The sequence below is a fragment of the Pseudomonas sp. X10 genome (genome assembly GCF_054889225.1).
On the sequence record NZ_CM142677.1, the window covers coordinates 5,555,262 to 5,568,690 of the forward strand.

General features: G+C 62.8%; 13 protein-coding genes. 4 read left to right on the forward strand and 9 right to left on the reverse strand.

All coding sequences use genetic code 11. The features are described from left to right. Positions 1-563: 563 nt before the first annotated feature. The 5 genes from ACYU03_RS25260 to dadA all read right to left on the reverse strand — a co-directional run bounded on the left by ACYU03_RS25260 (position 564) and on the right by dadA (position 4,567). Positions 564-986, reverse strand: a complete 423-nt coding sequence (locus ACYU03_RS25260) for a c-type cytochrome (RefSeq protein ID WP_461887323.1) — start codon at positions 984-986, stop codon at positions 564-566. A gap of 137 nt (positions 987-1,123) precedes the next feature. Further along, positions 1,124-1,672 (reverse strand): cupin domain-containing protein, encoded by a 549-nt coding sequence (locus ACYU03_RS25265; protein WP_461887324.1) that lies wholly within the window; start codon positions 1,670-1,672, stop codon positions 1,124-1,126. Between the two features lie 108 nt (positions 1,673-1,780). Next, positions 1,781-2,854, reverse strand: a complete 1,074-nt coding sequence (alr, locus tag ACYU03_RS25270) for an alanine racemase (protein ID WP_461887325.1) — start codon at positions 2,852-2,854, stop codon at positions 1,781-1,783. Positions 2,855-2,940: 86 nt separating this feature from the next. Further along, positions 2,941-3,294 carry a RidA family protein gene (locus tag ACYU03_RS25275; protein ID WP_461887326.1) on the reverse strand — a complete coding sequence of 118 codons (354 nt, stop codon included), beginning with the start codon at positions 3,292-3,294 and terminating at the stop codon, positions 2,941-2,943. Then, the gene (gene dadA / locus ACYU03_RS25280; protein WP_461887327.1) at positions 3,266-4,567 is read right to left on the reverse strand and encodes a D-amino acid dehydrogenase; all 1,302 of its coding nucleotides are present in this window, start codon (positions 4,565-4,567) and stop codon (positions 3,266-3,268) included. The genes ACYU03_RS25275 and dadA overlap by 29 nt, the downstream gene beginning before the upstream one ends. 156 nt (positions 4,568-4,723) lie before the next feature. Between dadA and dadR the strand changes: the two genes are divergently transcribed. Continuing rightward, a complete protein-coding gene (gene dadR, locus ACYU03_RS25285) occupies positions 4,724-5,212 on the forward strand; it encodes a transcriptional regulator DadR (protein ID WP_461887328.1) in 489 nt (162 codons plus the stop codon). Positions 5,213-5,215: 3 nt separating this feature from the next. Here the strand turns inward: dadR and ACYU03_RS25290 are convergent, their stop codons facing one another. Next, on the reverse strand, positions 5,216-5,569 hold the full coding sequence (locus tag ACYU03_RS25290) for a YkgJ family cysteine cluster protein (RefSeq protein WP_461887329.1): 354 nt from the start codon (positions 5,567-5,569) through the stop codon (positions 5,216-5,218). A 170-nt stretch (positions 5,570-5,739) separates the two neighbouring features. Between ACYU03_RS25290 and ACYU03_RS25295 the strand changes: the two genes are divergently transcribed. Then, positions 5,740-7,032: an NAD(P)/FAD-dependent oxidoreductase gene (locus ACYU03_RS25295; protein ID WP_461887330.1), complete on the forward strand. Its 1,293-nt coding sequence runs from the start codon at positions 5,740-5,742 to the stop codon at positions 7,030-7,032. Here the strand turns inward: ACYU03_RS25295 and ACYU03_RS25300 are convergent. After that, entirely contained in the window at positions 7,029-7,244 is a 216-nt protein-coding gene (locus tag ACYU03_RS25300; protein WP_461887331.1) for a DUF1127 domain-containing protein, read from the reverse strand. The two genes, ACYU03_RS25295 and ACYU03_RS25300, sit on opposite strands and share 4 nt — an antisense overlap. 176 nt (positions 7,245-7,420) lie before the next feature. On the opposite strand from ACYU03_RS25300, the gene ACYU03_RS25305 reads away from it, so the two are divergent. After that, entirely contained in the window at positions 7,421-8,851 is a 1,431-nt protein-coding gene (locus ACYU03_RS25305; protein WP_461887332.1) for an aminotransferase-like domain-containing protein, read from the forward strand. Positions 8,852-8,911: 60 nt separating this feature from the next. Further along, positions 8,912-10,468, forward strand: a complete 1,557-nt coding sequence (locus ACYU03_RS25310; protein WP_461887333.1) for a phospholipase D family protein — start codon at positions 8,912-8,914, stop codon at positions 10,466-10,468. Between the two features lie 45 nt (positions 10,469-10,513). Here the strand turns inward: ACYU03_RS25310 and ACYU03_RS25315 are convergent, their stop codons facing one another. Next, positions 10,514-11,653, reverse strand: coding sequence for an MFS transporter (locus ACYU03_RS25315; protein WP_461887334.1), 1,140 nt, complete (start codon positions 11,651-11,653; stop codon positions 10,514-10,516). An 87-nt stretch (positions 11,654-11,740) separates the two neighbouring features. Beyond that, complete coding sequence (locus tag ACYU03_RS25320) at positions 11,741-13,234, reverse strand: aldehyde dehydrogenase (protein ID WP_461887335.1); 1,494 nt, start codon at positions 13,232-13,234, stop codon at positions 11,741-11,743. Between the last annotated feature and the right edge of the window lie 195 nt (positions 13,235-13,429).

Consider the following 13,429-nt stretch of genomic DNA (forward strand, 5'->3'; position numbering starts at 1 on the left):
CTACTCCTTATTTCATGGAATAGTCAGTTCAGGGGAGTGACTCAATGAGCAGGAGAGCTGTACGTACTCATTATACTTACAGCATCACTAACCACAGCTTGCAGTAATGGAAGATCCATCCTTCAAGAGTCCCCCCAAGACCGTCGTTTCGCATGGGATATGGACCCCAACATACAAAGGTGCGCCCGCCCCAAGGACTACGAAAGATATCTCGAATATCTAGAAAGGACAGAGCACCACGCAGAATCACACCAGTAAAGCATTAGATCTTTCACCCAGTGCGCGATGGAAGGGTCTCGATTCAAGCCGCACTACCCCGCCGCGACTGCGATGGGTGTTGACTTGGGTATCCCTTTCTTCCCGACTACAGGCGGCGACTAACAAGCCGAAGACCGGGCGGATGCCAATATGAACAGCTGACTATTGCAAGATCACCGCCCCAAGCTTTCGAGACCGAGGGCGGTGAAGATCTCAAGGATCCGGTTTCTGATGGGGCATAAGGCTGCTCTGCTTAAGTGAACAGCATTACGCCAAGCGACGGGTTTTGTCAGAGGACGTATGGTTCAGAGGCCAGACATCTTCTCGATAGCGGCCTTGAGGTCTTCGTCCGAGCAGTCGGCGCAGGTGCCTTTCGGTGGCATGGCGTTGATGCCGGTGATGGCCTTGGCCAGGATGCCGTCGAGACCACCCTGTTCGTCGGCGCGTTCTTTCCAGGCGGCAGTGTCGCCGATCTTCGGCGCGCCGAGCAGGCCGCTGCCATGGCATGCGTTACAGTGCTTGGCGATGACTTCATCAGGAGTCTTGGCGCCGCCGCCACCCGCCGAAGCGACCACTTCCATGCCTTTGCATTCCTGCCCCTGAACGCATACCTGGCCGACTGGTTCCAGGCGCTTGGCGATATCGTCGTTGGTCGCTGCGTGTGCATTGATTGCCCAAAGGGCTAATACGGCTGCTGGTACGGCCAGCATTTTCTTGATTGGATTCACGCGTACACCCTCATGGTGGCTAATCACGCCCACGGCCACGGTTCGCAGGCGTTGAGAAGTATAGCGAGATCCCAGACCCCGTGAAACAACCCTATAGAGCAAAGGGGTATAGACGCGACAATCCGCCGCGCAAGGATTTAGAAGTTGGCCGGGGTGGCGGCGCTGATCAGCCGGGCCGGCTCATCGAAGGGGTTGCGGAAGCGATGAGGCCTGGTGCTTTCGAAATAATAGCTGTCGCCTGCCTCGAGGATGAATGTCTCCAGCCCGACCACCAATTCCAGGCGACCCTCGAGGAGGATGCCGGTCTCTTCGCCATCGTGGGTGAGCATCTCTTCACCGGTGTCGGCACCGGGCGGGTAGATCTCGTTGAGGAAGGCTATGGCACGGCTCGGATGGGCCTTGCCGACCAGCTTCATGGTCACGGCGCCGTCTGAAATGTCGATCAGTTCGTGGGCCTTGTAGACGACCTGGGTTGAACTCTCGGCCTCGAGCTCGGCAGAGAAGAACTCGACCATGGACATCGGGATACCGCTCAGCACCTTGCGCAGCGAGCTGATCGATGGGCTCACGCTGTTCTTCTCGATCATCGAGATGGTGCTGTTGGTCACACCCGCGCGCTTGGCGAGTTCACGCTGGGACAGGCCCTTGAGCTTGCGGATGGCTTGTAGTCGTTCACCGACGTCCAAAGCTGGAGCCTCCTGAAACGAACGGGTGGGGTCGAAAGTGAACGATATCATGGCAACAGCGTTCAGTATTTACAACACTTCGACTCCCAGCCTGTCCGCTTTGCCGCTTCAATCGCCGCAATAGTCCAGGGGTACTCGCTTAAGGTTGCAGAACATCTGGTAAGGAATCATGCCGGCCTGGATAGCCACATCGCTGGCCAGCACCTGTTTGCCCCAGAGCTCCACCGGGCTGCCGACGCCGGCCTCCGGCACATCGGTCAGGTCGATGCAGAGCATGTCCATCGACACCCGACCGATCAGTTGGGTGCGCTTGCCGGCAACCACCACTGGCGTGCCGGTAGGCGCCTGGCGCGGGTAACCATCGGCATAGCCCATGGCGACCACGCCGACCCGGGTCGGTCGCGGGCTGATGAACTTGGCACCGTAGCCGACCGGTTCACCAGCAGGCAATTCGCGAACGCTGATTACCCGCGATTGCAGCGTCATGACCGGTTGCAAGCGCTCGGCCTGGGCCTGGGGTACCTCGAACGGCGTGGCGCCGTACAGCATGATGCCGGGGCGCACCCAATCGCTGGGAACCTGCGGCCAACCCAGCACCGCCGGTGAGTTGCGCAGGCTGCATTCGGCCGCCAACCCCTGGCGCGCCGCCTCGAACACCGCCACCTGCTCCTCGCTGGCAGGGCTGTCGAGCTCATCGGCCCGGGCGAAGTGGCTCATCAAGACGATGCGCGCCACCTTACCGGTCGCCAGCAGTCGCTGATAGGCGCCCGGATAGTCCTTCGGGTGCAGGCCGACCCGGTGCATGCCAGTGTCGAGCTTGAGCCAAATGGTCAGAGGCTTGTGCAGTTGGGCTTGCTCGATCGCCTCCAACTGCCCCAGCGAATGCACCACGCACCACAGGTCATGCTGGGCGATCAGCGCCAGCTCGCTGGCTTCGAAGAAACCTTCGAGCAACAGCACCGGTGCCTTGATCCCGGCAGCGCGCAGCTCCAGCGCCTCTTCGATGCAGGCCACGGCGAAACCGTCGGCCTCGGCCTCCAAGGCCAGGGCACACCGTACCGCGCCATGCCCATAGGCATCCGCCTTGATCACGGCCAGAGCCTTGGCCCCAGTCAGTTCACGGGCCAGACGGTAGTTATGGCGGAGGGCTTGGAGATCGATCAGGGCGCGGGCGGGACGCATGGCGGCAGCCTTCTGGCAGTCTGGTTATAAAGACCCGGTACGCACGGACGGGGGTGGTGCCCGCCGTACCGGGGTGAGGGAGCGGTTTACGGCAGTGCGGCGACCACCGACAATTCAACGAGGATTTCCGGTTCGCACAGCTTGGCCTCGACCGTGGCGCGGGCTGGCGCGACGCCCTGGGGCAGCCACTGGTCCCAGACGGCGTTCATGCCCTGGAAGTGCGCATCGATGTCCTTCAGGTAGATGGTCACCGAGAGGATACGGGTCTTGTCGGTACCCGCCTGGTCCAGCAGGCGCTCGATGTTGGCCAGGGTCTCGCGGGTCTGCTGCTCGATCCCGGCGTTCATGTCGTCACCGACCTGGCCCGCCAGGTAGACGGTGCCGTTGTGGATGACGATCTGGCTCATGCGCTCATTGGTGAGCTGGCGCTGGATTGGCATGCGTTGCAATCTCCTGGTTGTTTCCGTAGCGAGAAATATCGAGGCCTTCGGCGCTGATCTGCGGCTTCTTGCGCGCGATCAGGTCGGCCAGCAGGCGGCCAGAGCCACAGGCCATGGTCCAGCCCAAGGTACCGTGACCGGTATTGAGGAACAGGTTACGGAACGACGTGGCCCCAACGATCGGCGTGCCATCGGGAGTGGCCGGGCGCAGACCGGTCCAGAAACTGGCCTGGCTCAGGTCGCCACCGCGAGGATAAAGATCGTTGACGATCATCTCCAGCGTTTCACGTCGACGCGGATTCAGCGACAGGTCAAAACCGGCGATCTCGGCCATGCCACCGACACGGATGCGGTTGTCGAAACGGGTGATGGCGACCTTGTAGGTTTCATCGAGGATGGTCGAGCTTGGCGCCATTGCCGCGTCGGTGATCGGCACGGTCAGCGAATAGCCTTTGAGCGGATAGACCGGGGCCTTGATGCCCAGCGGCTTGAGCATTTGCGGCGAGTAACTGCCCAGGGCCAGCACGTAGCGGTCGGCGGTTTCCAGCTTGCCGTCGACCCACACACCGTTGATGCGGTCGCCGGCGAAATCCAGGCGCTGGATGTTTTGGCCGAAGCGGAACTCGACGCCCAGCTTGACCGCCATCTCCGCCAAGCGGGTGGTGAACAGCTGGCAGTCGCCGGTCTGGTCATTGGGCAGGCGCAAGGCACCGGCAAGGATGTCCTTGACGTTAGCCAAGGCTGGCTCAACGCGGGCGATGCCATCGCGGTCCAGCACTTCGTAAGGCACACCGGACTGCTCCAGTACGGCGATGTCCTTGGCCGCGGCATCCAGTTGCGCCTGGGTCCGGAACAGCTGGGTGGTGCCAAGAGTACGGCTTTCGTAGGCGATGCCGGTTTCAGCGCGCAGTTCGTCGAGGCAGTCACGGCTGTACTCGGACAGGCGAACCATGCGCTCCTTGTTCACCGCATAACGGTTGGCCGTGCAGTTGCGCAGCATCTGCGCCATCCACAGGTACTGGTCGACGTCGGCGGTAGCCTTGATGGCCAGCGGCGCATGGCGCTCGAGCAGCCACTTGATGGCCTTGAGCGGCACGCCCGGCGCGGCCCAGGGCGAGGCATAACCCGGCGAGATCTGGCCGGCGTTGGCAAAACTGGTTTCCATCGCCACCGCTGGCTGACGGTCGACCACCACGACTTCGAAACCTTGCCGGGCCAGATAATAGGCACTGGCGGTTCCGATCACACCGCTACCAAGCACCAGAACTCGCATGTTGTTATCCCTCGCACGCGGCGTACCGCAGACTTTTGTTGAAATGGCATGGATGGGCGCAGTATAGGGACGACAGGCCAGTGCTTTTCACTATATAAAGGCCTATATTTGGCGAGAATTCTCGGCAAAGTTGCCTTTTATGGAGGGGCATCCACTATGAGAACCCAGCATCAAAGTAAACGTGAACTGGACAAGATCGACCGCAATATCCTGCGCATCCTGCAGGCTGACGGACGTATCTCGTTCACCGAACTGGGCGAAAAGGTCGGCCTCTCGACCACCCCCTGCACCGAGCGGGTCCGGCGTCTGGAGCGCGAAGGGATCATCATGGGCTACAACGCCCGACTCAATCCGCAGCACCTCAAGGGCAGCTTGCTGGTCTTCGTCGAGATCAGCCTGGACTACAAGTCAGGCGACACTTTCGAAGAGTTCCGCCGCGCAGTGCTCAAGCTGCCCCACGTGCTGGAATGCCACTTGGTGTCTGGTGATTTCGACTACCTGGTGAAAGCGCGGATCTCGGAGATGGCCTCCTACCGCAAGCTACTGGGTGACATCCTGCTCAAGCTGCCGCATGTGCGTGAGTCGAAGAGCTACATCGTCATGGAAGAGGTGAAGGAAAGCCTCAACCTGCCGGTCCCGGACTGAGGCTCAGACCAGCACTTGCCGAGTGCTGGCGATGTACTGGTGCACCAGTTGCTCGGCCTCGGGCTCGATCATCGTCTCCGGCCCGCGGCCACGCGGGCACGCCAACCGGGGCGTGGTACCGAACAGGCGGCAGATCAGCGGCCTGTCCTCATACACGGTGCAACCTTGCGGGCCAAGGTGCACGCAATCCAGCCGCTCCAGAGCGGCCTCCTGCTCGGCCTGGCTCTTGCGCGGCAAACGGGCCATTTCCTCTGTCGAGGTGGTGACCGGCCCGCAGCAGTCATGACAGCCCGGCTCGCATTCGAACGAGGGAATCAGCTCGCGCAGGAAGAGGATCTTGTGGCGGTTACAGCTCATGACAGTGGACACAGGCAAAGGACAGGCGCCCATTGTGCCCCAGCGCTGGCCATCGAGGCCAATTGGGGGGGGCAGCCCGGTTGCCCCCCGAGCGAGGATCGGTTGCCGGGCCTTGGAAGCACGGCTTATCCTGCGTCGAATTTTCCGAACACCCTGATCAGGACGCCCCGATGAAACCCAGCGCGCCCCACGCCGCTTCCTACTATGCCGCCAGCAGTGCGCCCCAGCCGGATTATCCGCAGCTCGAGGGCGAGCATAGTTGCGATGTGTGCATCGTCGGCGGTGGCTACTCAGGGCTCAACACGGCCATCGAGCTCACCGAACGTGGTTTCACGGTCACCCTGCTGGAAGCACACAAGATCGGCTGGGGCGCCAGTGGACGCAACGGTGGTCAATTGATCCGCGGGGTCGGCCATGGGCTGGAGCAGTTCCTGCCGTTGCTCGGTGAAGACGGGGTGCGCAGCCTCAAGCTGATGGGCCTGGAAGCAGTGGACATCGTCCGCGCACGCATCGAACGCCACGCCATCGAGTGCGACCTGACCTGGGGCTACTGTGACCTGGCCAACAAGCCGCGTGACCTGGAGGGTTTCAAGGAGGACGCCGAGGAATTGCGCAGCCTGGGCTACCGCCATGAACTGCGCCTGGTACCGGCTGAACAGATCCACAGCGTGGTCGGCTCCGACCGCTACGTCGGCGGCCTGGTCGACATGGGCTCGGGCCACCTGCATCCACTCAACCTGGCCCTCGGCGAAGCGGCCGTGGCTAGCCGCCTGGGCGCGCAACTGTTCGAGGGATCGGCGGTCACCCGAATCGACTACGGCCCACAGGTGCAGGTGCATACCGCCCACGGCCGGGTCCGCGCCAAGACCCTAGTCCTGTGCTGCAACGCCTACCTCAACGACCTGAACCCTGAACTTGGCGGCAAGGTCCTGCCGGCAGGCAGCTACATCATCGCCACCGAGCCCCTGGATGAAACGCTCGCCAGGCAGTTGCTACCACAGAACATGGCGGTATGCGACCAGCGCGTGGCCCTGGACTACTATCGCCTGTCGGCCGACCGCCGCCTGCTGTTCGGTGGCGCCTGCCATTACTCGGGCCGCGATCCACGGGACATCGCCGCCTACATGCGGCCCAAGATGCTCAAGGTGTTCCCACAGCTGGCCAATGTGCGCCTCGACTACCAGTGGGGCGGCATGATCGGCATCGGTGCCAACCGCCTGCCGCAGATCGGCCGACTCGCCAGCCAACCGAACGTCTACTTCGCCCAGGCCTACTCGGGTCACGGCGTGAATGCCACGCACTTGGCCGCACGCCTGCTCGGTGAAGCCATCAGTGGCCAGGAAAGCGGCCGCTTCGACCTGTTTGCCCGGGTACCCCACGTGACCTTCCCCGGCGGTCAGCACCTACGCTCGCCGCTGCTGGCCCTGGGGATGCTCTGGCACCGGCTCAAGGAGCTGCTCTAGGCTCGCCAGAAGGGCTTACGCCCTTCCCCACGCGCCTGCTCCCAGGTCAGGCCAACATCTCGCAACTGCGCGTCACTCAGCTGCAACAGCGCCCGACGAGTGCGCCAGCGGTGCAGCATCAGGCCCCAGAGCCCCAACCCCACAGGGGCGCTGTAGAGCTGTGATTGTTCTTCACCTTGCAGTTGCAAGCGCACATCGCTCAAGCCGTTCATCGCAGTGTTCTCCAGGCAAGTTGACTCTGGGGAAAGCATGCGCGCCCGGCACCCGAACAATACAGATCCAATACAGCTTTATTATTTCCATACAGAATTGGTGATTACACCACTGAATGCTGTATTTTGGCTTCATCTGTACTGGTCGCTGTCGTCGACAGCACAGGAGTATACCTGTGACGCTCTATATCAACCTCGCCGAACTGCTCGGCGCACGCATCGAACAGGGCCTGTACCGCCCTGGTGAGCGCCTGCCCTCGGTGCGCGCCCTGAGTGTTGAACACGGTGTCAGCCTGAGCACCGTCCAGCAGGCCTACCGCCTGCTGGAGGACAACGGCCTGGTCGCCCCACGACCTAAATCCGGCTACTTCGTCCCGGAAACCCGCCACCTGCCGGCCCTGCCCGCCATCAGCCGTCCCGCCCAACGGCCTGTGGATATCTCGCAATGGGAACAAGTGCTGGAACTGGTGCGCAGCACGCCTCACCAGGACGTGATCCAACTCGGGCGCGGCATGCCCGACATCGACAGCCCGACCCTCAAACCCCTGTTGCGCAGCCTGGCCCAGCTCAGCCGGCGCCAGGACATGCCTGGCCTGTACTACGACAACATCCACGGCACCCTGGCCCTACGCGCGCAGATTGCCCGGCTGATGCTCGATTCCGGCTGCCACCTGGGGCCCAATGACCTGGTCGTGACCACCGGTTGCCACGAGGCCCTGTCCACCAGCATCCGCGCCACCTGCCAACCTGGCGATATCGTCGCGGTCGACTCGCCCAGCTTCCACGGCGCCATGCAGACCCTCAAGGGCCTGGGCATGAAGGCGTTGGAGATCCCCACCGATCCGCTGACCGGCATCAGCCTGGAAGCACTGGAACTGGCCTTGGAGCAGTGGCCAATCAAGCTGATCCAGATCACGCCCAGCTGCAACAACCCTCTCGGCTACATCATGCCCGAGGCGCGCAAAAAGGCCCTGCTGACCCTGGCGCAGCGCTTCGACGTGGCGATCCTCGAGGATGATGTCTACGGCGACCTGGCCTACACCTACCCGCGCCCGCGAACCATCAAGTCGTTCGACGACGATGGCCGCGTACTGCTGTGCAGCTCTTTTTCCAAGACGCTCGCCCCCGGCTTGCGCATCGGCTGGGTAGCGCCAGGGCGCTACCTGGAACGGGTACTGCACATGAAGTACATCAGCACCGGCAGCACAGCCACCCAGCCACAGCTAGCTATCGCTGACTTCATCGAGGGCGGCCACTACCAGCCGCACCTGCGGCGCATGCGCAGTCAGTACCAGCGCAGCCGCGACCAGATGAGCGACTGGGTGACCCGTTACTTCCCACCGGGCACCCGCGCCAGCCGCCCCCAGGGCGGCTTCATGCTCTGGGTCGAACTGCCGGAAAGTTTCGACACCCTGCGCCTGAACCGGGCTTTACTGGAGCAAGGGGTACAGATCGCTGTGGGCAGTATCTTCTCGGCGTCGGGCAAGTACCGTAACTGCCTGCGTATGAACTTCGCCTCACGTCCCACCCCTGAAATCGAAGCGGCCGTGCGTAAGGTTGGTGAAACCGCCGTTCGTCTACTGGCCGAGGACGAAAACGGCAGGTAACTTTGCGCCGCCCTACGCGGTCCATATCCATAGGCTTTTGCTGTACAGGACGATCCGCCCTTGAGACTCCAGCGAGCTCTGCCTCTGCTGCTGGCGCTTCTGCTCGGCCTCACCGGCTGCGCCAGCATCGACACACCCCGTGAAGTCAGCCAGGCCCTGTCGGCCAACGATTCGGCCTTCGGTCGTTCCGTACAGCGCCAGGCGGCGCCTTATGAAGGACGTTCCGGATTTCGTCTGCTGTCCCATAGCACCGAGGCCTTCCGCGCCCGGGCCGAGCTGATCCGCAACGCTCAAGGAAGCATCGACCTGCAGTACTACATCGTCCACGACGGGCTGAGCACCCGCGCGCTGGTCCACGAGCTGCTGCGTGCGGCCGACCGCGGCGTGCGCGTGCGTATCCTGCTCGATGACACCACCAGCGACGGCCTGGACACCTTGATGGGCACACTGGCCGCCCACCCGAATATCCACATCCGCGTATTCAACCCGCTGCATCTGGGCCGCAGTACCGGCGTCACCCGCACCATGGGCCGGTTGTTCAACCTGTCGCGACAACACCGGCGCATGCACAACAAGCTGTTCCTGGTGGACAACAGCATGGCCATCGTCGGCGGGCGCAATCTGGGTGATGAATATTTCGACGCCGAACCCAACCTGAACTTCACCGATATCGACCTGCTCGGGGTAGGACCTGTGGCCGAACAACTGGGGCACAGTTTCGACCAATACTGGAACAGCGCCCTGAGCCGTCCCATCGGCGACTTCCTCTGGCGCCAGCCGGACGCCCGCGACCTGCGCGAAAGCCGCCGCCGTCTGGAAGTGTCCCTGGCCGAGGCGCGAATCAAGCGCAAGAGGCTGTATGACCGCTTGATGGCCTACCAATCACGGCCACGCCTGGATGTCTGGCGCAATGAACTGATCTGGGCCCACGGCCAAGCGCTATGGGATGCGCCAAGCAAAGTCCTGGCCCTCGATGAACCGGACCCGAATCTGCTGATGACCCAGCAGTTGGCCCCGGACCTGAAAAATGTCCGTCACGAACTAATCCTGGTGTCGGCCTACTTCGTGCCCGGCGAGTCCGGGTTGCTCTACCTGACCAGCCACGCCGACGCTGGCATCTCGGTCAAGCTGCTGACCAACTCCCTGGAAGCCACCGACGTACCGGCAGTGCACGGTGGCTATGCCCCATACCGGCGGGCCCTGCTGGAGCATGGGGTGCAGCTCTACGAACTGCGCCGCCAGCCCGGCGACCCCAGCGCAAGCCGTGGCTTGAGGTTTCACGGCAGTTCCGACTCCAGCCTGCACAGCAAGGCCATCGTCTTCGACCGGCGCAAGACCTTCATTGGCTCGTTCAACTTCGACCCGCGCTCGGTGCTGTGGAACACCGAGGTCGGCGTGATGGTGGACAGCCCGGAACTGGCCGAATACACCCGCGACCTTGCGGTCCAGGGCATGGCGCCGTCCCTGAGTTACCAGCCGCGGCTGGTCGACGGCAAACTGGTGTGGGTCACCGAGGACAACGAGCGGCTCCACACCCTGACTACCGAGCCTGGAGGTTTCTGGCGCCGCTTCAATGCCTGGATCAGCAAGGCGGTCGGGCTGGAGAAGATGCTGTAGAGGAACGGCTAAGCACCACCATGCGGCGAAAGCCCCGCTCCAGAATCATGTCGCAGCAGGCTCGAAAGCATCCCGGCGCCGGGTCAGCAGCACCAGGCCGAACGCACCCGCCGCCATCAGCAACGGCAACGCATGCCCGCTGACCCACTGGCTGCCTGCGCCTGCCAGCAGAGGGCCAAGCAGGCAACCGATACCCCAGAGCTGCGCCACATGGGCGTTGGCGCGCACCAGCGCATCATCCCGGTAGCGCTCACCGATCAGTACCAACGACAAGGTGAACAAACCGCCGGCACTGGCACCGAACAGCACCCACAACGGCCAGATCGCCGGGGTATGCAAGAGCACGGGGATCGCCAGGCTGGAGAACAGCAAGGTCAACGCACAACCGCTGAACAGCGTGCGCCGCGACATGCGGTCAGCCAGCGCACCGATCGGCAACTGCAGCACGGCATCACCGACCACCACGGTACTGACCATGAACAAGGCCACTTCCGTAGTGAAGCCCTGTTGCAGGCAGTACACCGGCAAAAGGGTGAGGATCATCGCCTCGAAGGCGGCGAACAGGGCGATCGCCCAAGCGATCACCGGCAGGCGCCGGCAGAAACCGACCAGATCGCCAAGCGTGACGCTGTAGGCTTCGGTACTCGGCGCGCCGCCGCGCCCCAGAAGCAACAGAGGCGCGCAGATCAGCAAGCCAGTCGCTGCCCAGAAACCGAAGTCGTCCTCCGAACCCAGAAAACCAAGTACCAGCGGGCCGGCCAACTGGCTCAGGGCATAACTGCTGCCATACAACGCCACCAACCGGCCGCGCCAGTGCTCCACCACTAATTGGTTGATCCAGCTTTCGCCGAGGATGAAGACCACCGTCAGGGCCATGCCGATCAGCAGGCGCAGCACCAACCACAGCGGATAGCTGGGCAACAGCGCCAACAGGCCGATGGACAGCGCTCCACCCCACAGGCACAGACGCATGGCAGCCGGCACGCCAACCCAACCGGCCAGTCGGCTGGACAGGCTGGCACCCAGCAAGACACCAATGGCCGGCATGGCCGCCATCACCCCAATCGCGAACCCGCCGTAACCCCACGCCTCCAGGCGCAAGGACACCAGCGGCATGCTCACGCCCAGCGCCAACCCGACACTGAGCACCGATGCCAGCACAGCGAAATAGGTTCCCCAACGCATCTCGGCCTCCCAGACCTCATACAGCAGAAACGACACAGCCGGGACGGCATGCGCCGGCCCGGCTGTGTCAGCCAACAGCGATCAGGCTTACAGCTTGATCCAGGTGGCTTTCAGCTCGGTGTACTTCTCCAGCGCATGCAGCGATTTGTCGCGGCCGTTGCCCGACTGCTTGAAGCCGCCGAACGGCGCAGTCATGTCACCGCCGTCGTACTGGTTGACCCACACGCTGCCAGCACGCAGGGCGCGGGCGGTCAGGTGCGCCTTGGAGATATCGGCGGTCCAGACACCAGCGGCCAAGCCGTACGGGGTGTCGTTGGCGATGGCGATGGCTTCTTCGGCCGTGTCGAAGGTCAGCACCGACAGTACCGGGCCGAAAATCTCTTCCTTGGCGATGCGCATGGCGTTGTTCACGCCGTCGAAGATAGTCGGTTCGACGTAGGTGCCGCCGGTTTCTTCCAAGGTGCGCTTGCCACCGACCAACAGCTTGGCGCCATCAGTGTGGCCCGCTTCGATGTAGGACAGCACGGTGTTCATCTGCTGGGTATCGACCAGCGCGCCGACGGTGGTCTCCGGGTCCAGCGGATTGCCCGGCTTCCAGCCTTTCAGGGCTTCCAGCACCAGCGGCAGGAACTGGTCCTTGATCGAGCGCTCGACCAGCAAGCGCGAACCGGCGGTGCAGACTTCGCCCTGGTTGAAGGCGATGGCACTGGCGGCGGCTTCGGCGGCGGCCTTCAGGTCAGGGGCGTCGGCAAAGACGATGTTCGGGCTCTTGCCGCCTGCTTCCAGCCAGACGCGCTTCATGTTCGACTCGCCCGCGTAGATCATCAGTTGCTTGGCGATCTTGGTCGAGCCGGTGAACACCAGGGTATCGACGTCCATGTGCAGGGCCAGGGCCTTGCCGACGGTGTGGCCATAACCTGGCAGTACGTTGAGCACGCCCGCCGGGATACCTGCCTCAATCGCCAACTGAGCGATACGGATGGCGGTCAGCGGAGATTTCTCGGACGGCTTTAGCACCACCGAGTTGCCAGTTGCCAGGGCCGGGCCCAGCTTCCAGCTGGCCATCAGCAGTGGGAAGTTCCACGGTACGATAGCCGCGACCACACCCACTGGCTCGCGGGTCACCAGGCCAAGCTGGTCGTGCGGGGTCGGAGCGACCTCGTCGTAAACCTTGTCGATGGCTTCAGCAGTCCAATGCAGCGCCTGGGCGGCACCCGGAACGTCAATGCTGGAGGAGTCGCTGATCGGCTTGCCCATGTCCAGGGTTTCCAGCAGGGCCAGCTCCTCGACGTTCTGACGCAGCAGGTTGGCAAAGCGGATCAGCGTCGCCTTGCGCTTGGCCGGGGCCTGACGCGACCAGACGCCCGAGTCGAAGGTGGCGCGGGCGTTTTCCACCGCGCGCTGGGCATCGGCGGCGTCACAGCTGGCGACCTTGGCCAGGAAACGCCCATCGACCGGGCTCAGGCACTCGAAGGTTTCGCCGGAGGCAGCATCGGTGTATTCGCCATTGATGAAGGCACGGCCTTCGATCTTCAATTGTTGGGCACGCTGTTCCCAGTCCGCACGAGTCAGGGTGGTCATACGAAACTCCTCTCTTGTAAAAGTGCAACGCCGCACTGAGGACTCACGGGCGCTGTCAAAAATTCTGGCCGGGCGACGAAGACGCACAGGCAACCGCCACCCTAAACCACCCAATGCCAACTATCAATATATTTGACACGAGCGGCCCAAAAGCCTACTGATGTGCATTTTATTAAACAATAAAAGGGACACACC